The organism is Brevibacterium sp. FAM 24630 (genome assembly GCF_049804075.1).
Taxonomy (GTDB): domain Bacteria; phylum Actinomycetota; class Actinomycetes; order Actinomycetales; family Brevibacteriaceae; genus Brevibacterium.
In genome coordinates this window covers 16344-38190 of record NZ_JBNBZD010000019.1, presented here as the reverse complement: position 1 = coordinate 38190, position 21847 = coordinate 16344, and the positions used below count along the sequence as shown (strand labels likewise).

Genomic DNA, 21847 nt, shown 5'->3' with positions numbered 1-21847 from the left:
AGAGGCGCCGAAGACGGGACTGCGCACATGGTCGAACATGCTGCTCAACGACCCGTCCCGCAGGATGGCCGGATGCGATCGGCCGAGATCACCGCTGCCGGCCAGGTCGAACTCCTCAGCAGCCCGAGACCGCGAGGCCGCGTGGCCGACCGGCATCTGCGGATACAGATGCTCGCAGTGGGCATCTGCGGCACCGACCACGCTTTGGCCTCGGGCGGCCGCACGCCGCCGGAACTCCCGTGGAGACTCGGCCATGAAGGCATCGGCGTCGTCACCGAAGTGGGGCTCGGAGACGGCGAGTGGACCGTCGGAGACCGGGTGGTGCTCGAACCCAATATCACCTGCGGCAGCTGCCGCTACTGCCGGCTCGGCACCACCTCGGCGTGCACGCACCGGCTCAGCGCGGGCGTTCTCACCCAACCCGGGTTCCTCGCCGAGGTCGTCGACCATCCCAGCGACTTCTGCCACAGGATCCCTGACGACGTGCCGATCGAACGCGCTGTGTGCGCCGAACCGCTGACGGTCGCCGCCGCGGCGATCCGGCGAGCGGGGCTGACGTCTTCGCAGACGCCTCTCATCCTCGGGGCCGGGTCGCAGGGTCTGCTGGCGACCATGATCCTCGTCCGCCAGGGGTATCGCCCCTATATCAGCGAACCGCAGGCCGAACGACGAGCCCTCGCAGTCGAGCTCGGTGCCCGCCCCTTTGCGCCGGGCACCAGCCCCGCCCCCGATGCGGTCATCGACGCGGCAGGGGTGCCCGAGGCTCTGGCATCAGTCGTCGACCACCTCATGCCCTTCGTGAACGTCACGCTCGTCGGGGAGGACCACCACCACCTCGGCGCTTCGAGCTTCGACATCGTCCAGAAGCAGCTGCGGATCAGTGGCTCCTTCATCTATGAGCACCCGAACGACATGGCCGCGGCCGTCGCCCTGCTTCCCACCGTCCCCGCGGAGAGGATCCTAGGATCGCCGGTCGCGCTCTCCGCGGTGCCGAGCTTCTTCGCACCAGGTGCCGAACGCCGCAGCGGCGTCAAGCAGTGGGTCGATATGCGCCGGTGACCTCCTCCTCGGGGTCGGCAAGGAGCTTCGGGGCAGAGGTGCCTCGGCAGGGTGTCCCTCATTCGGTGCGCCGAGTCCCGGCTGACGAGCGAACGCAGGACTGATGATCAGTCGACGACCGACCACCGGTCGACGGAGTGCGAACTGAAACTCAGGCGACGTACTTGTCGAACTCTGTGTTCTTCTGCAGGAAATTCTGTACGTAGGAGCACGTGGTGCGGAACTTCAGCCCCGCCTCGGCGCTGGTCTCGAGCGCATAGCGCACGAGCTGGCCGGCCAGGCCGCGTCCACCCCATTCGGGGGACACATTCGTGTGGGTGAAGGTGCGCACGATGCCGTCGGCGGTGTCGTCAGGGCCGGCCTCACGGTCGACGTAATCGGCTGCGCCGATGACCTTGCCGGCATGGGCGATAGTGAAACGGTGGGCCGCAGCATTCTCGGCGATGGTGAAGGTCTCTCCGGAGATTTCGATGTCCATGGTCATTCCTCCCGAATGTCCGTGCCGGTGGCACTGCGCGAATGTCATTGTCCTGACAGCTGACACTATAGTTCTGTCAGCGCGGCAGGCACTAGCCTGGTGCAGTATCCGGCAGCGGTCGAGCGCCGACTGCCGCTGTCCGTCATCTCACTTAGGAGTCACCCGCATGTCCTCACACCCCTCGGCGACCACGGTCGATGCGCACCGTCTGAACCTGGGCGAGGCCGGGTTCGAAGTCGCCGAACTCACCGCCGCCGACATCGCCGACTATGTCGAACTCGTCTCCTCGGCCTACCGCGGTGAGGGGTCGAAGCAGGGGTGGACGACCGAGGCGGACCTGCTTGACGGACAACGCCTCGACGCTCCGATGGCTGAAGCCATGCTCGCCGAGGCGGACTCTGTGATTCTGCTCGTTCGCGACACCCGAGGACGGGCAGTGGCCAGCGTGTACGTGCGCGAACCCGCGGATGGGGAGGCCTATCTCGGGGTGCTCGCGGTGTCCCCGCTCGGGCAGGGCAAGGGAGTGGGGTCGGCGCTGATCGACCTCGCCGAGGCGTGGGTGGTCGAACGGTGGAACGCACACGCGATGTCGATGAGCGTGATCAACAGGCGCGAAGAGCTCATCGCCTACTACGAGCGGCGCGGCTATGAACGCACGGGAGAAGTCGAGCCCTTCCCGTACGGCGACGAACGCTTCGGGGTGCCGAAGGTCGACGACCTCGAGTTCGTGCTGCTGCGCAAACGGTTGAGCTGAGCTCGCTGCGAGTCTGCCCCGCGAGTCTGAGCAGTCGTCCGTGGGCGGCGGAGCTGCATGGCAGCACGGCCGCGCGAGCTGCCAGGGTGCCAGCCAGCCTCCATCGCCGAAAAACGGGTGGAGTGCCGAGGCACGCACGCAGACTCCCGTTCCTCGGCGCTCAGCCCGTTTTTCGGCGGCAGGTCGTGGCACCAGCCCGTTTCTCGGCGCTCAGCCTGTTTGTCGGGGAGGACCCGCGCGCTTCACAGTGAGCGGAAAGGCGCTCGGTCTCAGAAGATCATCGCGGGCACAACCAGGCCGCCGACGAGCGCGACCGGCCCGATGATCACCATCGACATGCCGAACTTCACGAGGATGCGCGTCAGGCGCGGCTTGTCCTCGACGGGGGCGGTCGCGACGACCGTGGCGCCCAGCGTCGAGAACGGCGAGACGTCGACGACGGCCGAGCACACACCCAACGCCGCGATGAGCGCCCACCCGGGCACCCCGCCTGCGGCGATGAGCGGCAGGGCCAGCGGCACCAGGGCGGCGAGGATGCCCGTGGTCGACGCGAACGCGGACACGAGTCCGCCGACGACGCAGAGGACGAAAGCGGCGATGAGCGGCGAACCGATCGCTTCGGCGCCCTGACCGAGGAGGTCGACGGCACCCATATTCTGCAGCACGCCGACGAAGGTGATGATGCCGCCGACGAGCAGCACGGTCGACCAGTCGATCTTCGGCAGCGCGGCCTTGCCGGTCTTTGGGTCGACGAGGGAGAGGATCGCTCCGAACATGAAGCACAGCAGACCGATGTCCGGATCCTTGCCGATCGCTGCGAGCACCACGACGGTGCCGACGAGGCCGATCATGAAGATGACGGTGAGGATCTGGACGAACGTGAACGGTGCGGAGTCGTCGGTGTGCTCCGAGCTCGAGGAGTCGAAGAGCGCCTCGTCCTCGTCGCCCTCACCGAAGGCCACCTTCGTCGCCGAGGCGGAGCCGCGAGAGATCCGTGAGCTCGCATCCGTCCCGGCAGAACCGGTCCCGGCAGAATCGGTGCCATCGGAGCCGTCAGCGCCGGCTTCGGTCGACCCGGCTCCCGCCCGGCTCGCGACGGCTGCCGCGGAGTTCCGGCCGAACAGCGACCGTCCGTACATGAAGTAGGCGACGACGAGCATGATGAGGTAGGTGACGACGGCGATGCCGAAGAGCACATAGGGGGAGAGGTCGATGCCGGCCCCGCGCGCGGTGCTGTAGGTGACGATGCCGTAGAGGCTGGTCGGGGCGAAGCCGCCGGCACCGATGGCGAAGCAGATCGCCAGGCCCATGAGCGCGTAGTCGACGCCGTATTTGCGGGCGACCTGCATGCCCACGGGCATCATCACCAGGCCCGCCAGCGGGGCACCCATCGCGGCAATGCAGCCGGTGATGACGAAGAAGACCGCCGGCAGGAGCACCGCTGAGGAGCCGACGCGATCCAGTGCCCAATCGATGATCCGATCGACGGTGCCGTTCTCCTGGGCGATGGCGAAGAAATAGGTCACTCCGGCGAGGAGGACCATGATGTCGAGCGGGAACTCGGCGATGATGTCCTCGACGACCATGTCGGTGAGCAGCAGTCCGGTTCCGGCCGCGCCGACGAGCATGAGCACGCCGATCTGCACGCCGCGGACCGCGCCGATGGCGAAGAGCGCGACGAAGATGAGCAGAGCGATGATCTGTATGAGCATGAAGTCCTCGCAAAGGCTGAAGCGACACTGAGCATCGCTGGGCGATTTGCTGAGAGACACTACCAGCGTTACCGACCGGTAAAGGATCCGTGTGTCCGACCGCTCGAAAAATCCCGAATAACGGCACAAACAGCGGGCCGCCGGCGGGTGCCGGCGGCCCGAGATGGGGATGCGCTGTGTGAGACGGGGCGCCCGACTCAGGTGAGCAGGACGGCTCCGCCGAGGGCGAGGAGGGCGACGACGATCGTCACCAGTGCGGCCAGAGCCAGCGGGCGGGCGCCGAGGTTCTTCAGCGAACGCCACTGGACTCCACGGCCGAGGGCGAACATTGCCATGGCCAGACACACCGTCTGCACCCAGTTGAGACCGGTGACCGCGAATTCGGGCAGCAGGCCGAAGGTGCGCAGGGCCGCCATGACGAGGAAGCCGACAACGAAGAGCGGCACGATCGGCGGACGCTTGGTCGGCGCCGGAGCCTTCTCCGCGGTGGTCGTCGTCGAGCCCGAACCCGCACCGCTGTCGGTCGATCCCGAGCGGGCACCTGCCGTGGTGGTCGCACCCGATCCGGGGGCCGCCTCGGTGCCGGTGGTCATCGCCTTCGCCTCGCTGCGGCGCACGGCGTAGCTGAACACTGCGACGGTGGGGGCGAGCATGATGACGCGGGCGAGCTTGACGAGAACGGCGATCTCGAGCGCGGCGGGCCCGATGATGCCGCCGATCGCGACGACCTGGGCGACTTCATGGGTGGCGGCTCCGCCCCACATGCCGGCGGTCTCCGGGGACAGGCCCATCGCCGTCGACAGGGACGGCACGATCGCGATCATCAGGGTGCCGAAGAGGACGACGAGGCCGATGGCGGCGGCCACATCCTCCTTCTTCGACTTCAGCGTCGACTCGATGCCGGCGACGGCCGCGGCGCCGCAGATGCCGAAGCCGCTGCCGATGAGCACTGCCAGGGGGCGGTCGACCTTGAGTGGCTTCGCCAGTGCCAGGGCGGAGAGGATTCCTGCGGCGACGATGACAGCGGCGAGGACGAGGACGAGCCAGCCGAGATCGAGGATGTCACCGAGCACGACCTGTGCGCCGAGGGCGACGATGCCCAGACGCAGCAGCGGCTTCGCGGCGAAGTTGAGCCCGGGCATGAATGTCTCGGGCAGGTTGGGCACGAGGTTGCCCAGCAGGATGCCGAGCACGATGGCGACGAGCAGCGGGGAGAGTACGGGCAGGAGCATGGAGATCGGCCACGCGACTGCCGTGGCCGCAGCGGCGACGGCGAGACCGGGCAAGAGGGATGCAATTCGATTCATGACTTCAGTGTGTCAACGTTGTTCCGGGCCCGGTAGACGGTGATTTCGAAGCAACCCATATGAAATCGATATGGCATGATGGGGGTATGCATGATCTCGCGGAGATGAAGGACTGGCCCGAACTCCAGGCCCTCGGCCTGCTGGTCGCGCTCAGCGGCAATGCGCGGTCGATCGGTCAGGCCGCCGCCCAGCTCGACCTCGCGCAGCCGAACGCTTCGCGCAGCCTGCGCAATCTCGAACGCGATCTCAAGGTGCCGCTGCTGCGGCGTTCGCCGCGCGGGACCGAACTCACCGTCGAGGGCCGGGCTGTCGCCGAATGGGCCTCGAAGGTCATCGAAGCCTATGACACCCTCTACGCCGGAGCGCGAGCCATCCAGGACGCCCGCGCCGGCACCGTCAAGGTCAGCGCCTCACTGACGGTGGCCGAATACCTCATGCCCCACCACCTCACGACATTCCGCGCCGCGCACCCGCAGATCGACATCGGACTGTCCGTGGAGAACTCGGCGACCGTCATCGATCGGGTGCGCCAGCAGACCTGCGACCTCGGTCTCATCGAATCCGTGTCCCGGCCGACGGGGCTCAACGCCGCGGTCGTCGGCCGTGACCGCCTCATGATCGCCTGTGCCCCGCAGTTCGCCGGAGCCTGGACGAAGCCGATCACCGCCGAGGCGCTCGCGGAGGTTCCCCTGCTCGTCCGTGAGGTCGGCTCGGGGACGAGGGAGGTCATCGACTCGGCATTGGACTCCGTGGGCGGGGTGAGGATGGCCGGGGAGTACGGCTCGAACTCGGCGCTGCGCATCGCCGCTGCCACCGCGATCGCACCGGCGGTGCTGTCCGAGCTGGCGCTGCGCGATGACTTCCGGGCCGGGCGACTGCTGCCGCTGCCGGTCGAAGACAACGTCGACCTCTCCCGCGAACTCCACGCCGTGTGGTCACCGACCAGGCGTCAGACCGCCGGGGCGCGGCTCCTCCTCGAGCACATGGTCAGCAGCCTCGGCTGAGTGGAATCGCGCAGGCCGCGGCGAGGCGGCGCGGTGAAGCACGGTCGCGGCACCACCTGCGTTTCTGGTCATGCGGTGGGCATATATTGGGCACATGACATCCCGAGAACCCGAAACCGCTGCCAGCCCGAAGTTCGCCCCGGACACCCTCGTCGTCGAAACCGGGCGGCCCCCGCGCACCGACGGTGCTTCGGTGAACCCGCCGATCGACCTGTCCTCGACCTTCGTCAGCACCGGGGACATCGACGCCTCACCCTATGCCTACGCTCGCTTCGACACCCCGGCTTGGTCACCGTTCGAAGAGGCGCTCGGTTCGCTCGAACACTCCGCTCTGCCCGGGCTCGTCTTCGGCTCCGGGCTTGCCGCGATCTCCGCGGTCATCAGCCTGGTTCCGGCCGGCGGCACCCTCGTCATCCCGACGCACAGCTATCAGGGAGCGCTCGCCTCGGCCGAGCAGATCGCTCACCGTCAGGGCTTCGACCTCGTCACCGTCGACATCGCCGACACCGAGGCGGTCATCGCCGCCCTCGACGAAGCGTCGACGCGAACGGCGGCAGCGGACGCGGCGGCCGCCTCGGCGGGGGAGGGCCGCGTCGGGTCCGAGTCCGGGCTCGGAATGCTGTGGATCGAATCGCCGACGAACCCGATGCTCGAAGTCGCCGACGTGCCGGCGCTGACGACGGCCGCGCGTGATCGCGGGTTCCTCGTCACCGTCGACAACACCTTCGCCACACCGCTGCTGCAGACTCCGCTCGACCTGGGCGCCGATATCGTCGTCCATTCGGTGACGAAGTACCTCGCCGGGCACTCCGATGTCGTCCTCGGCGCGGCCCTGACCAGCAGTGTCGAACTGCGGGAGCGGCTGCACACCGAACGCTCGATGCGCGGGGCGATCGCCGGGCCCTTCGAAGTCTGGCTGGCTCTGCGCGGACTGCGCACCTTGGCCGTGCGTCTCGACCGCGCCCAGGCCAACGCTCAGGCCATCGCCGAACGCCTCACCGCCCACGCGGGCGTCGTCGAGACCCGCTATCCGGGGCTGCTCGACGATCCCGGACATGCCCGCGCGAGTGAGCAGATGAGCGGGTTCGGTGCGATCATCGCCTTCACCGTCGACACCGCAGAGAAGGCCACCGCCATCGCCGAGGCGGTCCGACTGTGGACCCCGGCGACATCCCTGGGCGGGGTGGAGTCCCTCATCGAACGCCGTCGGCGGCACCCTTCCGAACCCGTCACCGTGCCCGAGGGGCTCATCCGGCTGAGCGTGGGCATCGAGAACCTCGAAGACCTGTGGGCCGACCTCGAAGCCGCGTTGGGCTGAAGGGCTGACAGACAGTTAGACCTGATGGGAAGCCCGAGCTGATGGGAAGTCGGTCGTAATGGGAAGTCGGTCCTGATGGGACAAGCACCCGACTATGTGCTCGACCGGCCGAGCGCGGACGATCTCGAGCAGTTCTTCGCCATCGACGCCGACCCGCGGGTGTGGGGGCACCTGCCCAGCGGGCGGATGACGGAGCGGGAGGAAGCCGAGGCGATCCTCGTCCGACTCGACTCGCAGTGGGAGCTCGACGGGATCGGACCGTGGATGGTCAGGCGGACGTCCGGCGGGCAGATCCTCGGCCATTGCGGATGCTCGCTGCGCGGTGTGCCCGGACCCGGCGCCTCCCGCCGCGCGACCGGAGCGTTCTGGAACCTCGGATACCGGTTCCGGCCCGAAGCGCAGGGGCAGGGGCTGGCCACTGCGGTCTCGCGCGATGCGATCGCGGCGGCCACGAACATCGACGCCGAGCTGCCGATCGTGGCGTATCTGCTCGAACACAACACCGCTTCGGAGGTGGTGGCTCGCAAGCTCGGGCTCGAGCTGGTCCACCGGGCGCCGGACGCAGGCAACCCGGACCCGGCGGCCGTCCGCCTCGTCTTCGCCGATCGCGAACTCACTCCCGCCCAGCTGGACGCGACGCTCAACTGAGGCGCGCCGACATGGCGCCGGAGATTCGTCGCGGACATGTGACGCAGATCAACTTAACGTACGTTAAAGTGGCGGATGACGCTCATGCGCCCCTCGCGGACGTGTGACTGTACAAGCCCCGCCATCCCCGACAGCTGCACGAAGCACACGATCCACCACCGGATACGTACGAAGGAGACGCATTGTCCACCAGTGTTCTCACCGAGGTCAGCGGCGATGTCACGACCGTGACCATCAACCGCCCGGAGAGCCTCAACGCACTCAACCAGGAGACGTTCCAAGCCATCGGCGCAGCCGTCGCCGAGGCGGCCGCGAACTCTCGGGCCCTCGTCCTCACCGGCAGCGACCGGGCCTTCAGCTCCGGTGCCGACCTGCGCGGTGAGGCCGCGACGGATGCCAGCATCGACCTCGCCGGAGCGAACGACATCATCCGTTCGATCATCGATGCACCGATCCCCACGCTCGCAGCGGTCTCGGGGCCCGCGGCCGGCATCGGCTGCTCCCTGGCATTGGCATGCGACTACGTGGTGATGAGCGAGGACTCCTACCTCATGCTCCCGTTCACAAAGATCGGTCTCATGCCCGACGGCGGAGCCACGGCTCTCGTGGCCGCCTCGGCGGGTCGTCACCGCGCGCTGCGGATGGCACTGACGGCGGAGAAGCTCCACGCCGCCGACGCCTACGCCTGGGGGCTGGCCAGCGAGGTCGTCTCCTCCGGCGAGCAGCTCAACCGGGCCAAGGAACTCGCGGCCCAGTTCGCTCAAGGCGCACCACAGGCGCTGGCCGCTTCGAAGCAGGCGATCAACGAGTCGAGTCTGACATCCCTCGACGACGCCTTCGACCGTGAGATCGACGGCCAGGCGGGACTGCGCGCGAGCAGGGACTTCAGCGAAGGCGTCGCCGCATTCGTCGGCAAACGGGCGCCGAAGTTCACCGGCGAATGACAGCCGCGCCTCGGCGGGCGGACGGGGCCATCACCGCTTGATAACGTTCCTGTCCGAACCGTTGCCGACTGTCCCGACACGGATAGTCTGACGGTGATGACCGCCCACCGGGCACCCGGCGGTCGACGGTAGGATCACCCGCCGCTGAAAGCGGTGATCACCTCATTCCTCTGCTGCGGCCCTCGGGCCACGGCAGGACCAGAGCGCGAACGAAGGAGTCTCATGCTGACAGGAATCGCGTCCACCCAGGGCGACAGCTACCAGCTCAACACCACCAACCTCATCCGCCATGCGGCCACCGTCTTCGGCAACTCCGAGGTCGTCTACCGCCGCTCGGACGGATCATGGGGGCGGTCGAACTACGCCGACGAGTTCAAGCGCATGGCGCAGCTCGCGCACGGCCTCGGCGAACTCGGCGTCGGTGCCGGGTCCATGGTCGGTGTCCTCGACTGGAACTCCCGCCGCCACCTCGAGCTCTACTTCTCCGTGCCCGGCGTGGCCGCAACCATGCTGCAGCTCAACCTGCGCCTGGCGCCCGAAGACCTCGCCTACGTCGTCAGCCATTCGAAGTCCGACTGGATCTTCGTCGACGAAACGCTCCTGACGGTCGCCGAGTCCCTGGCCCCGAAACTCGACGTCAAGGGGTGGGTCGTGATGACCGACAAGCCTGCGAGCGAGATCGAGACGAGCCTGGACAACGTCGTCTTCTATGAAGATCTCATCGGCGACAAGCCCGAGACCTACGACTGGCCGGTCATCGACGAGAAGACCGCGGCCTACGCCGGATACACGACCGGGACCACGGGCCGACCCAAGGGCGTGTACTACTCCCACCGGTCGATCTACCTGCACACCATGGGCGGTCTGGCCGCGCTGAACGCGACCTTCGACGACTGCGTCATGCCGATCACCCCGATGTTCCACGTCCTGTCCTGGGGCTTCCCCCAGAACGCGGTGGCCGCCGGTGCCAAACTCGTGCTGCCGGGCAAGTTCGCCGCCGAGGAATTCGGTGCCATCGGTCAGGCCTTCATCGACGAGAAGGTGACCCTGGCCAATGGCGCTCCGGCGATCTTCGGTCCGATGCTCCAGATGATGAAGAAGCTGCCGCAGGCCCCTGATCTCAGCGGTGTCCGCCTCGTCTCCGGATCCTCCGAGCCGCCGCTGTCGATGATGCGCGGGTTCAAGGAGATCACCGGCGCCGATGTCATCCACGGCTACGGTGCGACCGAGACCACCCCGCTGGTGACGACGAACTGGGCGCTCAAGCCCGGCATGGAACTCGACGAAGAGGCCCGCTGGGACCTCAAACGCTCGCAGGGTCTGCCGATCATCGGCGTCGAGATGAAGACCGTCGACCCCGAAGGCAACGAGCTGCCGCGAGACGGGAAATCCATGGGAGAGATCGTTATGCGCGGTCCGTGGATCACCGAGTCGTACTACCAGCTGCCCGACAACGCCGACCGCTTCCTCGACGGATGGTGGCGCTCTGGCGACGTCGGCACCATCGACGAGTTCGGCTACCTCAAGATCACCGACCGCCTCAAGGACGTCATCAAGTCCGGAGGCGAGTGGATCTCGTCGATCGACATGGAGAACGCGATCCTCGACAACCCGAACGTCAGTGAGGCCGCCGTCATCGGTGTTCCCGATGAGAAATGGGACGAGCGTCCGATCGCGTACGTCGTTCCCAACCCCGGCGCCGAGGTGACCCGGGACTCGATCATCGAAACGCTGAGTTCGCGTTTCGCCAAGTGGCAGATGCCTGACGAGGTCAACGTCGTCGAGGAGATGCCGCGCACCTCGGTGGGCAAGCTCGACAAGAAGCTGCTGCGCAAGAACTGGGAAGAGAACTAAGACTCCGCTCGTCGAAACGCGGGTGCATGGCCGAAAAACAGTTGTGCGCCCGCGTTTTTCGGCGGTCAGCCAGTTTTTCGCCGACCGAGGGCTGGTGGTGGAGCTGGGTGGTGGGTGTGTGAGGCTGTGCGAGTATGTGTGTAATGATGATGTTTGATTGCGTTAGATGGAGTTTGACGCAATACTTATCTCATGTACAAAGTGCTGACGAGGAAGCAGCTCGATGACCTCGACATGCCTCGGTCGCATCTCGCTGAGGCTGTCGATTGCTGCCTCTACCGTGCTCGTCGAGGGTGGTTCGTGGTTCTGAGCGCGTGTGAGAAGCCCCATCATGCAGTGCTCGAGCAGTTCTCCACCGAGCAGGGGATCACTTTCCCAAGGTTCCACGGGGATATCCGGGATGACGCGGAGAGACTCCGACTTCAGATCGCCTGTCGGCGCGACTCACTGCTTCGAGGCGACGTCTTCTCGCATATCTCGGCAGGGCTCATCCACGGTCTCGACCCGACCATCATCGGTGCCGAGCGGGTGGAGGTGTCGAGGCGAGCACCTACCCGCAGCTATCCCGGCCTGTATGTCTACTCCCGCGCGGTGCCCGCTGATGAGGTCGCGCTGCGAAACAGCTATCCGGTCACCAGTCTGAGGCGCACCCTCGCGGATATCGCTCTCGACCATTCTCTCGAGGTGTCTGTTCCCCTGATCTCACAGGCGCTGAGGGATCATGGCGTGACCCGAGAGGAGATCCGGCGGCTGCTGATGAACGGTTCGCGCGGAGTGCGACGAGCGCGGCTGGCGCTGGAGATTTCGAGCGAACTCTTCGAGGCGGCATCTGAAGCGCTGTGTGCGGTGCGGTTCCACGAGCACGGCATCACGGGAATGGTCCCACAGGTCGACGTCCGAACTGCGGCCGGAGCTTTCATCGCTCGCAACGATTTCCAGCACGAGACTCTTCCGGTCGTCGTCGAGGTGCATGGAGTGGGCAAGTATTACCTGCATCCCGATGGTCCTGATGCGGCAGCGAAGGCAAACCATCAGCGAAACATGAATCTGCTCAATGCCGGCTACCGAGTCTTCAATCTGACATTCGGCGACCTGTTCCGTCCGAAGGTCTTCGCCGAAATCAAACGCTGCCTCGACGGCATGCAACAACAGCAGCGGCGACATTAGCCGCGGCAGCAGCGACGGCCCGCGCCGTCGGCAGCCCCGCCCAGTCGCCCCGTGCTACGGGGCAGGCGTCGAAAAACGGGTTGGCGACCGACACTCGCCTGCGTGCAGGCGTTTTTCGGCAGCCAGCCCGTTTTTCGGTGAGCGGCCAGCCCGCGGCGGCGAGTGGCAACCAGCCAGCAGCTGGGGGAGGGGCGGGCGCCGTGGGTGTCTCAGGGGTGGTGGAGCAGGTATGTTCCGCCCTTGAGGCAGGTGTCGACGACCCAGCCGTCGGCGACGAGCGCGGTCAGCGCGGTCCGCAGTGCGAGGCGCCACCGGCTGGCCAGGTCCGCGTCCTGTCCGCGCAGATCCTCGATATCCGAGGGGAAGTCGAGCGAGACGAACTCGGTCTCCTTCGGCACCTCGCTGAGCAGGGGCTCCCCGTCCTCGTCAGCCCGCAGGCAGGGGAAAGCCGAACCGGAATCAGCCGTCGCCACCCGCGCCGGTCGGTCGAGCGGCCACGAGACCATCATCCGGTCGCTGGCCTGACCCGAGTTCACTCCATCGCGCATCTGCCCGTAGAAGTCCTCGAGGTATTCGACCATGCTCACGCCCAGACGCTGGAAGTTGAAGTAGGCGTTGCGGGCCACGAGCGGGTCGAAGGTCCAGGTCATCTCCGTGATGCCGAGGTTGAGGCACCACAGGCGCTGGTGGAGCTTCATCGCTGAACCTGCGCCCCGCCCGATGACCTGATGGCGGACACCGGCGATATGCGAATGCATGACGGTGCCCAGCGGCTGGCCGAAGAAGCCGATGGTCACGCCGATCATCTCCTCGGGGTCGTCGGCGCTGTAGGCGGCAGAGACGTAGTTTCCGGCGTGGGCGAAGGCGATGATGAGGCTGGGCTCGAACACGTTCGTGCCGGTCTCGTCGACGTTCCACACCTCGTCGAGCAGCAGCGACGCCTTGGCCGCCTCGTCGGCGGTGTGGATCTCGCGCACCTCGATGCGCGCGGTCTCGGCTGCGGCGGCGTATTCGTCCTCGGCCAAAGCGATGATCTCCGAGTCCACTGTTCTCAGTTCTGCGTTCGCTGTCATGGTGACATTGTGCCACCGAAGCCCACCCGCAGGTGAGCGCTTCAGGCAACGTTTCGGGCACAGCGACGGCGGCATCTCGGGTGAGCAGGTGCGGCGCGGCGGGCGGGTATAGCCTGGATGCATGAGTTCGTCAGTCGCTGTCATCGGTGCCGGAACCATCGGCCGATCCTTCGCCTACCTCTTCGCCCGCAGCGGGTTCACGGTCCGGGTCTTCGACCCGCGTGATGACCTCGCCGAGGTGGTCGCCGACCTCCAAGCCGAGGTCACCTCAGCGGCTTCCGCACTCAATGAGCTGGCCTCGCAGGTCGGCACCGTCGAGGTCGCCGGCACCGTCGAGGACGCCGTGGCAGGCGTGATGTTCGTGCAGGAATCCGGTCCGGAGAACCCCGAGGCCAAGCCGAAGCTGTTCGCCCAGATCGCCGAGTCGGCCCCCGCCGCAGCCGTGCTCGCGACGTCATCGTCGACGATCCCCGCATCCTTCATCGCCGAACACCTCGAGGCAGACGCGGCCGCCCGGGTCATCGTCGGCCACCCGTTCAATCCGCCGCATCTCATGCCGCTCGTCGAGGTGGTGCCCGCACCGGCGACGTCCGCGGACACGATCGAGGCGACGGTCGAGTTCTACCGCAGCTGTGGGCGCGAGCCGGTGGTGCTGAGCCGGGAGATCCGCGGCTTCGTCGGCAACCGTCTGCAGAACGCGCTGATGAGGGAAGCGATCTCTCTTGTCCAGAACGGCGTGATCTCCGCTCCCGACCTCGACACGGTGATGAAGAATTCGCTGGGTCTGCGCTGGGCCGCCGTCGGTCAGTTCGAGGGCATGCACTTCGGCGGGGGAGCATCCGGCATCCGCGGGTTCATGGACCACATCGGTCCGGCCTTCGCCGCGATCGAGGACCTGCCCGTCGACATCGATCCGGCGGCCATGGGCGAGGTCTTCGAGCAGGTGGAGCAGGCATACGGGCCGACCCCGACACCGCAGGCCGCTGCGGTCCGCGATCGCATTCAGCGCGCGGTCCTCGACGCGCGCGGCCAGTGAGTCTGACCGTCTGCTCCGCCACGGTCACAGCCGCGAACGGGCTCGGCGCCGAACGACGGGCCCGACGGCAACGTCTGTCCTGTGAAGTCGCAGGCGGCGGGGCGCCTTTTCAGACGGCCGGCTGGTAGAAGTACGTGGTGCGTTCGGCGATGAGGCCGTCGGTGTCGAAGAGGAAGAAATCGGCGAAGCCCACCGAGGTCTCCGAACCGTCCTTGAGGTGACCGTTGAAGACGCCGCGGCTGGACGCGCGATCGCCCTCGACGAGGATCTCCTGCAGTGAGTGAGAGCCGGATTCGATGACCCGCTCACCGTGGTAGAAATCCGCGATCTGCTGCCCGACCAGCGTCGGGTAGCCGGGGCGGTCATAGCTCGCGTCGGCGGAGAACAGCGCCGAGGTGGCGTCCGCGTCTCCGGCGTCGACGGTGGTGTAATAGCGCTTCACGAGTTCAGTCACACTGGCCATGGTCTTACCGTAGCAGTGACCCAGGACATAGCCGTGCCCGAGGCCGACGAGCGTCGTCGGAGTGTTCCCATTTCGCGCATCCGCCCGCCATCGGGTTACTATCGACATGCTATTGATACTGATTCTCACTAGAAAGAGATTGCGGATGATGAAACGATCCCAGATGATGCTCGGAACGGCGGTGGTCGCCTCGGCGCTGCTGATGGGCGGATGCCAGCCCGGCGATGACACAACCGACTACGACGCCGTCGGTCAGGACGAGAAGTCCTCCGGCGGCGAATCGAGCGGCGACGGCAAAGACGCAGCGAAGTCCGACGACGGTCACGCCCAGGAAGTCGCCGCGGCCCAGCCTCGCCTCGTGACCACCTACGACGGCGGGATCATGACCCTCGACGCGACGACCCTCGACGTCATCGCCGATACGAAGCTCGAAGGGTTCAACCGGCTCAACCCGGTCGGCGATGACCGCCACCTCATGGTCTCCGTGGCCGAAGGCTTCCGCCTCTTCGACGCCGGCGTGTGGACTCAGCCGCACGGCGACCACACCCACAGCTACGCCGCCGACCCCGTCCTCACCGACACCGTCTTCGACACCGAGCTGCCCGGCCACGTCGTCAGCCACGACGGGTCGACCGTGCTCTTCGGCGACGGCGACGGCAAGATTCAGACCTTCGACACGGACGACTTCGCCGAGGATGAACCGACTCCGGAAGTCCTCGAAGCCGAAGAACCCCATCACGGAGTCGCGGTGAGGCTCTCCGGCGGGAAGACTCTGCACACGATCGGCACCGAGGATGAGCGCGCAGGTGCGAAGGTCATCGACAAGTCCGGTAAGGAGATCGCTCGCAGCGAAGAGTGCCCGGGCGTCCACGGCGAAGCCTCGGCGAAGGACGAAGTCATCGCCCTCGGCTGCGAAGACGGAATCCTGCTGTTCAAAGATGGGAAGTTCGAGAAGCTCGACGCCCCCGACGACTTCGGCCGCATCGGCAACCAGGCCGGCGACGAGGACTCCAGGTACGTCCTCGGCGACTACAAGGTCGACGAGGATGCCGAACTCGAACGTCCGGAGCGGGTGAGCGTGACGGACACGAAGGAGAACACTCTCTCGCTCGTCGACCTCGGTGCCTCCTACAGCTTCCGCTCCCTCGACCGCGGACCCGAGGGAGAGGGTGTCGTTCTGACCACGGACGGCACGCTCAAGATCATCGACCCGGCGACCGCCTCGGTGACGGAGGAGTACCCGGTCATCGACGCATGGGAGGAACCGGTCGAATGGCAGAAGGCCCGCCCGACTCTCTTCGTCCAGGACGAGGTCGCCTACGTCAGCGATCCGGCCGAGCAGGTGATCCACATCGTCGATCTCGACGACGGAGAGGTGATGGCCAGCGAGAAGCTGCCCCATGCGACGAACGAACTCACCGGCGTCGCTGGCTGAGTCCGACCTCGGGCTGAGCCGTCCTCGGGCTGAGTCACCCTCGGCCGGGGTCGGCCCGCGCCGAGTCACTTCGAGCCGAGGAGACCGGACCCACGGAGGTCAGGACTGAGGATGAGACCGGCGGCGGCCGCGGAGACTTGCCTGGGAATCCTCCCAGGAGGTGAGATCTGCGTTGCCGCCGCCGGCATTCGGCCATAGCGTGGGAGGTGACACAGACCCCCACATCGAAGTGAAACGAGGACAGTCATGACCAGCACCATGTACCGCGTGACCAACCCGGCGACCGGCGAAGTCGCCGAAGAGTTCGCCACCAACTCCGATTCCGAGATCCTCGCCGCACTCGATCGTTCGGCCACGGCCTTCACCGACTGGGGGCGGACCCCGGTCTCCGAGCGTGCGGCCATCCTCACCAGGGTCTCGGAGATCTACGCCGAACGCGCCGAGGAGCTCGCCGAGGTCATCCGACTCGAGATGGGCAAGGCCCTTCCCGAGGGCAAGGGCGAAGTCCAGCTGAGCTCGATGATCTACAAGTACTTCGCCGACAACGCCGAGGCGTTCATGGCCGATGAGCCTCTGCGTGGGCCCGAGAACGCCACCGCGATGATCCGCCGCAAGCCCGTGGGCTCGCTGCTGGGCATCATGCCGTGGAACTTCCCCTACTACCAGGTCGCCCGGTTCGCCGCCCCCAACCTGGCTCTGGGCAACACGATCCTGCTCAAGCACGCTCCGCAGTGCCCGCGTTCGGCTCAGATCATGGAGGAGATCTTCATCGAGGCGGGTCTGCCCGAAGGTGCTTACATCAACATCTATGCGAGCAACGAGCAGGTCGCCGAGATCATCCTGCCTGATCCGCGCAACCACGGCGTGTCCCTGACCGGATCCGAACGCGCCGGTGCCGCCGTCGCCGCCGAGGCGGGCAAGAACCTCAAGAAGGTCGTCCTCGAACTCGGTGGGTCCGATCCCTACATCCTCCTCGACTCCGCCGACGTCCAGGCGTCGGCGAAGACCTTCTTCCGCACCCGCATGGGCAACACCGGGCAGGCCTGCAACTCGCCGAAGCGGATGATCGTCATGGACGACCTCTACGACGACTTCGTCGCCTCCATCACCGAGGAGGCCAAGAAGTCCACCCCCGCCACCCCCGGTGAGGAGGGCTCCCGCCTGTCCCCGCTGTCCTCGGTGGCCGCGGCCGACCGCTTCGTCGAGCAGGTTCAGGACACCGTCAGCCAGGGTGCGACCCTTCTTGCCGGCGGCAAGCGCTACGACGGCGGCGGCGCCTATGTCGAACCCGTCGTCCTCACCGATGTGAAGAAGGGGATGCGCGGGTACTACGAGGAGCTCTTCGGTCCCGCCGTCATCGTCTACCGGGTCGGCAGTGAGGAAGAGGCTGTGGAACTGGCCAACGACACCCCGTTCGGCCTCGGTGCTGCGGTGTTCTCCGGCGATGTCGAGCGGGCCGAGCGCGTCGGCGCTCAGATCGATTCGGGCATGGTCTTCCTCAATGCCCCCGAAGGCTCACGCGAATTCCTGCCCTTCGGCGGCGTGAAGCGCTCCGGTGTCGGCCGTGAGCTGGGGCCGCTGGCCATGGACGAGTTCGTCAACAAGCAGCTCGTGTACAAGCAGCACTGATCGCTGCCTCGGCCCGCCGAGGGTCATTGGCTGGCTGACAGCCACTGGCCAGGAGCCGGTCACCGACGGAGAGACAGTCGTCGGTGACCGACGAATCCGGTCACGATTGAGTGCTGATTTCCGTCAGGGCGCTGTTCCGTTCCGTGGGACAGCGCCCTGATTGTATGCTGAGACTGCACACAGCTAACTCTCAGCGGGAGGTCTCCCCATGTCGGCACCGAAGCCGTCAACTCAGGTCAATGCCGCAGCTTCGAAGGGGATCATGCGGCCGATCAACCGATTCCTCGAACAATGGATACCGTCGGCACTGACCTTCGCCATCGTTCTCAGCCTCATCGTCGCGGTCCTCGCGCTCATCTTCACCGACGCCGGCCCGGTGGAAGTCGTCACCGGCTGGGGTGAGGGCCTGGCCGGTCTGCTCGAGTTCATGACGCAGATGTGTCTGATCCTCCTGCTCGGTCACATCCTCGCCAACACCGGTCCCGTCCGGAAGCTGCTGGCATGGCTGGCGCGGGTGCCCGGCAACGCCACCTTCTCCTACATCTTCGTCTTCGTGGTCGCTGCCCTCGCCAGCCTCATCACTTGGGGCCTCGGTCTCGTCGTCGGCGCCCTGCTGGCCCGCGAGATCGCGGTGCAGTCGCGTGAGCGCGGCATCAAGGTCCACTTCCCGCTGCTCGTCGCCGCCGGCTACTCCGGCTTCGTCGTCTGGCACATGGGCTATTCGGGTTCGGGTCCGCTGACTGCGGCCACCTCGGACTCCTTCCTCTCCGACTCCCTCGGCGGAAAGACGATCCCCGTGTCCGAGACGATCTTCGCCGGTTGGAATCTGCTCGCCATCCTCGGGGTCATCGTCGTCTGCGGTTTCCTCTTCTTCCTCATCGCACCGAAGGCCGGTGCTCCGGTCTACGAACTGCCCGCCTCGGTGACGTCGGAGAAGCAGTCCGAGGCCGACGATGAGGTCGTCACCCCGGCCGACCGCATCGATGCTTCGAGGATCCTCACCCTCGTCGTCGGGATCGCTCTCGTCGTCTACCTCGCCATCCACTTCGCTCAGGGTGGGGGACTGACCCTCGACATCGTCAACTGGTCCTTCCTCGCGCTCATCCTGCTCCTGGTGAAGAACCCCTTTGAACTCATCCACCTGACGAAGGGAGCCGCCTCGAACGTCGGCGAGATCCTGCTGCAGTTCCCGCTCTACGCCGGCATCCTCGGCATCATGTCGACCACGGGCCTCATCGCCGTGTTCTCCGCTGCCTTCGTCTCGATCTCGAACACCACCACCTTCGGTGTCCTTGCCCTGCTCTCGGCCGGACTCGTCAACTTCTTCGTCCCCTCGGGCGGCGGACAGTTCGCCGTGCAGGGGCCGATCATGCTCGATGCGGCCAACCAGCTCGGTGTCGACCCCTCGATCGCGATCATGGCCGTGTCCTACGGCGACCAGTGGACGAACATGCTGCAGCCGTTCTGGGCGCTGCCGGTGCTCGCGATCGCCGGGCTGAAGATGCGCGACATCCTCGGCTACACCGTCATCACGTTCCTCGGCGCCGGGGTGGTGATGGCCGCCGCACTCCTCCTCGTCTCCCTCTGACTCGCACCGGCCCGCGGCGGAGTGTGATCCGCCGACCTGTAAGTCGGCTGTGACCACCCTGGGAAGTGACCGTATGTGTCTCTGTGGTAACCTCCGATGTTGGCCATCTCCAGTCATAGGGAGCAGGCAAGGACGGAACTTTCCATTACGCAACAATCGTTGATCACGCTCGGTTGAGCATGCTGTTCGACCGGGTCCGATGACACGACGCGACCGCGTCCGGATAAGGAGCTCATACATGTCAGCATCACTCGACACCCCGCCGGGTGACTCGAAGGGAGAGACGAAGGGCGGTGCGAAGCCCTCGCTGCCGCCGGTGAATAAGCGGGTATTCATCGCCGCAGCCCTCGGCACCCTGGCGATCACCCTCTGGGCGCTCATCGCCCCCGCGAATGCCGAGGCGGTTCTCGGAGCCGTCGTCGGCTGGACCTCCGACTGGTTCGGATGGTTCTACGTCCTCCTCGTTCTCGCCGTGCTCGTCTTCGTCATCTACCTCGCTGCCTCCCGCTACGGCAATACGAAGCTCGGTCCCGAGCACTCGAAGCCCGAGTTCGGTCTTGTGGCCTGGGCGTCGATGCTCTTCGCCGCCGGCATCAGCACCGACCTCATGTTCTTCGCCGTGGCCGAACCGGTCACGATGTATCTGACTCCGCCGAGCACCGAAGCCGAAACGGTCGACGCCGCCCGCGAATCCACCGTGTGGGCGCTGTTCCACTACGGACTGAGCGGTTGGGGCCTCTACGCGCTCATGGGTATGGCACTGGCCTACTTCGCCTACCGGATGAACATGCCTCTGGCGATCCGTTCGGCGCTGGCCCCGATCTTCGGCAAACGGGTCCAAGGCGCGCTGGGTGAGACCGTCGACCTCGCTGCCCTGCTGGGCACGATCTTCGGTGTGGCCACCTCGTTGGGCATCGGCGTCGTCATGGTCAACGTCGGTCTCAACACGGTCTTCGGGATTCCGATCGGCACCGCCACTCAGGTCGGCATCGTCGTCGTCGGCGTCGGCGTCGCAACTCTCTCTGCCGTGTCGGGTGTGGACAAGGGCATCAAGTTCCTGTCCATCCTCAACGTCGTCCTCGCGATCGGGCTGAGCCTGTGGGTGCTCGTGGCCGGCAACACCCAGTACCTGCTCAATGCGCTCGTCCTCAACGTCACCGACTTCATCCGCCTGTTCCCGAACATGGCCGGACAGACCTTCGCCTTTGAGGACACCGGCACGTGGATGACCGACTGGACCCTGTTCTTCTGGGCCTGGTGGATCGCCTTCGCCTCGTTCGTCGGCCTCTTCCTCGCTCGCATCTCGCGCGGACGAACCATCCGCCAGTTCGTGCTCGGCACCCTGACGATTCCGTTCATCTACATCTTCATGTGGATCTCGATCTACGGAAACTCGGCGCTGGACGTCATCCGCAGCGGTGACAAGAAGTTCGGCGAGTCGGTCATTCTCAACCCCGAGGGCGGCTTCTACGATCTGCTCTCCCGCTACCCGGCCTTCACCTTCATCGCCGGTCTGGCGACGATCACGGCCCTGCTGTTCTACGTCACCACTGCGGACTCCGCTGCCCTGGTGATGGCGAATCTGTCGTCCAATCTGCGCAACCCGCAGGAGGACGGTCGTGCCGGTCTGCGCATCTTCTGGGCACTGTCCACCGGCGCCCTGACGGTGTCGATGCTGCTCGTCGGCGGGATCGGAGCGTTGCAGAATGCGACGGTGATCATGGGCCTGCCCTTCGCCTTCGTCGTCATCCTCGTGATGATCGGTCTGTACAAGGCGCTGCGGGTCGAAGCACACCGGGTCGACAGCATCGACACGAGCCTGCCCGCTTCTCTGGCCCGCCGCTCCCGCGGTCCCGGCCACGAGACCTGGCAGCGTCAGCTGGGCCGTGTCCTGTCCTTCCCGAACGAGGCTCGTGCCCGTGAGTTCGAACGGAAGGTGCTCACCCCGACCCTCACCGAGGTGGCCGAAGAGATGGAAGGCCGAGGCATCAGTTCCCGCTGCGGCCGCGTCGACAACGAAGGCATCTTCGTCGAAGACGGCGAACTCATCCAGTTCGAGGTCGACGGGGAAGGGGAGTACCCCTTCCGCTACCAGGTCTGGCCGCACAAGGTCAGCGTGCCCTCCTTCGGCGGTATGGTCCCCCGCGGTTCCGGCGAGGACTATTACCGCATGGAGGTCTACCTCGACGGCGGCACCGGTCAGGGCTACGACATCATGGGCTTCTCGAAGGAGCAGATCATCGATGACGTGATCGACCAGTACGAACGTCACGTCGAATTCCTCCAGCTGCAGGAGAACATCGCCACCGGCGAGGACTGACACCGGCGCTGAGGTCCTCAGTGAAGTCTGATGTCCTCACGCGGAGATCAACGCCCGG

General features: G+C 66.2%; 18 protein-coding genes. 13 read left to right on the top strand and 5 right to left on the bottom strand.

The window, feature by feature from the left end; genetic code table 11:
• Positions 1 to 27 precede the first annotated feature (27 nt).
• Entirely contained in the window at positions 28 to 1059 is a 1032-nt protein-coding gene (locus ACPUD7_RS13595) for a zinc-dependent alcohol dehydrogenase (protein WP_425120213.1), read from the top strand.
• Between the two features lie 151 nt (positions 1060 to 1210).
• Here the strand turns inward: ACPUD7_RS13595 and ACPUD7_RS13590 are convergent, their stop codons facing one another.
• Positions 1211 to 1537 carry a GNAT family N-acetyltransferase gene (locus ACPUD7_RS13590; protein ID WP_425120212.1) on the bottom strand — a complete coding sequence of 109 codons (327 nt, stop codon included), beginning with the start codon at positions 1535 to 1537 and terminating at the stop codon, positions 1211 to 1213.
• Between the two features lie 166 nt (positions 1538 to 1703).
• Between ACPUD7_RS13590 and ACPUD7_RS13585 the strand changes: the two genes are divergently transcribed.
• Positions 1704 to 2291 (top strand): GNAT family N-acetyltransferase, encoded by a 588-nt coding sequence (locus ACPUD7_RS13585; RefSeq protein ID WP_425120211.1) that lies wholly within the window; start codon positions 1704 to 1706, stop codon positions 2289 to 2291.
• A 269-nt stretch (positions 2292 to 2560) separates the two neighbouring features.
• On the opposite strand, the gene ACPUD7_RS13580 is transcribed toward ACPUD7_RS13585, so the two are convergent.
• Positions 2561 to 4003, bottom strand: a complete 1443-nt coding sequence (locus ACPUD7_RS13580) for an SLC13 family permease (RefSeq protein ID WP_425120210.1) — start codon at positions 4001 to 4003, stop codon at positions 2561 to 2563.
• Positions 4004 to 4200: 197 nt separating this feature from the next.
• The gene (locus tag ACPUD7_RS13575; RefSeq protein ID WP_135539067.1) at positions 4201 to 5310 is read right to left on the bottom strand and encodes a YeiH family protein; all 1110 of its coding nucleotides are present in this window, start codon (positions 5308 to 5310) and stop codon (positions 4201 to 4203) included.
• An 86-nt stretch (positions 5311 to 5396) separates the two neighbouring features.
• Here ACPUD7_RS13575 and ACPUD7_RS13570 point away from each other — a divergent pair, with 86 nt between their 5' ends.
• From ACPUD7_RS13570 to ACPUD7_RS13545, 6 genes are all read left to right on the top strand, one after another.
• A complete protein-coding gene (locus tag ACPUD7_RS13570; protein ID WP_135539065.1) occupies positions 5397 to 6314 on the top strand; it encodes a LysR substrate-binding domain-containing protein in 918 nt (305 codons plus the stop codon).
• Between the two features lie 94 nt (positions 6315 to 6408).
• The gene (locus ACPUD7_RS13565; protein ID WP_135539063.1) at positions 6409 to 7632 is read left to right on the top strand and encodes a trans-sulfuration enzyme family protein; all 1224 of its coding nucleotides are present in this window, start codon (positions 6409 to 6411) and stop codon (positions 7630 to 7632) included.
• A 75-nt stretch (positions 7633 to 7707) separates the two neighbouring features.
• The gene (locus ACPUD7_RS13560; protein WP_135539061.1) at positions 7708 to 8280 is read left to right on the top strand and encodes a GNAT family N-acetyltransferase; all 573 of its coding nucleotides are present in this window, start codon (positions 7708 to 7710) and stop codon (positions 8278 to 8280) included.
• A gap of 182 nt (positions 8281 to 8462) precedes the next feature.
• Positions 8463 to 9224: an enoyl-CoA hydratase-related protein gene (locus tag ACPUD7_RS13555; protein ID WP_425120208.1), complete on the top strand. Its 762-nt coding sequence runs from the start codon at positions 8463 to 8465 to the stop codon at positions 9222 to 9224.
• Between the two features lie 222 nt (positions 9225 to 9446).
• Positions 9447 to 11078 (top strand): long-chain-fatty-acid--CoA ligase, encoded by a 1632-nt coding sequence (locus tag ACPUD7_RS13550; RefSeq protein WP_425120207.1) that lies wholly within the window; start codon positions 9447 to 9449, stop codon positions 11076 to 11078.
• Positions 11079 to 11270: 192 nt separating this feature from the next.
• Positions 11271 to 12245, top strand: coding sequence for a hypothetical protein (locus ACPUD7_RS13545; RefSeq protein WP_425120206.1), 975 nt, complete (start codon positions 11271 to 11273; stop codon positions 12243 to 12245).
• Between the two features lie 209 nt (positions 12246 to 12454).
• On the opposite strand, the gene ACPUD7_RS13540 is transcribed toward ACPUD7_RS13545, so the two are convergent.
• Entirely contained in the window at positions 12455 to 13318 is an 864-nt protein-coding gene (locus ACPUD7_RS13540) for a hypothetical protein (RefSeq protein ID WP_425120205.1), read from the bottom strand.
• 121 nt (positions 13319 to 13439) lie between these two features.
• Between ACPUD7_RS13540 and ACPUD7_RS13535 the strand changes: the two genes are divergently transcribed.
• Positions 13440 to 14354, top strand: coding sequence for a 3-hydroxyacyl-CoA dehydrogenase NAD-binding domain-containing protein (locus ACPUD7_RS13535; RefSeq protein ID WP_425120204.1), 915 nt, complete (start codon positions 13440 to 13442; stop codon positions 14352 to 14354).
• A 109-nt stretch (positions 14355 to 14463) separates the two neighbouring features.
• Here ACPUD7_RS13535 and ACPUD7_RS13530 read toward each other — a convergent pair whose 3' ends face one another.
• Positions 14464 to 14925: a nuclear transport factor 2 family protein gene (locus ACPUD7_RS13530; protein ID WP_425120203.1), complete on the bottom strand. Its 462-nt coding sequence runs from the start codon at positions 14923 to 14925 to the stop codon at positions 14464 to 14466.
• Positions 14926 to 14962: 37 nt separating this feature from the next.
• Here ACPUD7_RS13530 and aztD point away from each other — a divergent pair, with 37 nt between their 5' ends.
• The 4 genes from aztD to betT all read left to right on the top strand — a co-directional run bounded on the left by aztD (position 14963) and on the right by betT (position 21789).
• Positions 14963 to 16252 carry a zinc metallochaperone AztD gene (gene aztD, locus ACPUD7_RS13525; RefSeq protein ID WP_425120202.1) on the top strand — a complete coding sequence of 430 codons (1290 nt, stop codon included), beginning with the start codon at positions 14963 to 14965 and terminating at the stop codon, positions 16250 to 16252.
• A gap of 246 nt (positions 16253 to 16498) precedes the next feature.
• Positions 16499 to 17881, top strand: a complete 1383-nt coding sequence (locus ACPUD7_RS13520) for an NAD-dependent succinate-semialdehyde dehydrogenase (RefSeq protein ID WP_135539049.1) — start codon at positions 16499 to 16501, stop codon at positions 17879 to 17881.
• Positions 17882 to 18089: 208 nt separating this feature from the next.
• Positions 18090 to 19469, top strand: coding sequence for a short-chain fatty acid transporter (locus tag ACPUD7_RS13515; RefSeq protein WP_425120201.1), 1380 nt, complete (start codon positions 18090 to 18092; stop codon positions 19467 to 19469).
• A gap of 238 nt (positions 19470 to 19707) precedes the next feature.
• Complete coding sequence (gene betT, locus ACPUD7_RS13510) at positions 19708 to 21789, top strand: choline BCCT transporter BetT (RefSeq protein WP_425120200.1); 2082 nt, start codon at positions 19708 to 19710, stop codon at positions 21787 to 21789.
• Positions 21790 to 21847 lie beyond the last annotated feature (58 nt).